Origin of the sequence: Corallococcus praedator (genome assembly GCF_003612125.1) — a bacterium.
Classification (GTDB): domain Bacteria; phylum Myxococcota; class Myxococcia; order Myxococcales; family Myxococcaceae; genus Corallococcus; species Corallococcus praedator.
Genome location: NZ_RAWI01001090.1, coordinates 1 through 436, shown reverse-complemented (window position 1 = coordinate 436; position 436 = coordinate 1). Strand labels below are relative to the sequence as shown.

General features: G+C 53.2%; 2 protein-coding genes. Both read left to right on the top strand.

The window, feature by feature from the left end; genetic code table 11:
* Nucleotides 1-188: DUF3177 family protein (locus D7Y13_RS43145; protein WP_120631128.1), on the top strand; the 188-nt coding region annotated here is incomplete at its 5' end.
* 9 nt (nucleotides 189-197) lie between these two features.
* On the top strand, nucleotides 198-436 hold a 239-nt coding region (locus tag D7Y13_RS43140), incomplete at its 3' end, for a DUF7734 family protein (protein WP_120631127.1).

Genomic DNA, 436 nt, shown 5'->3' with positions numbered 1-436 from the left:
TTGACACACCATTCTGTCAAGTTTGGGCAGAGCCGCCGATTTTGTACAGGCAGTTCTTTCACGGCGGATCGACGCCGCAATTTCTCGGCTTTTTGGGAATTTTGGCGCTGGGCGTTTATGTGCTGTGCTTCCTATATTTTGTGCTGTTTCGACTGGGCAAGCAGGGACGATCGGCCTTGGAGCAGTAGGAGTAACACATGCTCTCGATCGCCCAACGGCTCGAACAATACACGCTCAAGCGCCCGAACGAAGTGCTGCTGGTCAATGCCGAAATTGAGGGAGAACTTGACCAGATCGCAGTTTTCAAGGGGTTCTCTAGCTCACTGGTTCGATCGACTGCCTTCGATCCCGATGTGCCCGTTCTGCCCGAATCCGTCAAAATTTTATCGATCGATCGCCTCGAAGCTCCGTATAACCCAGCCCAGCCGCGCTACAT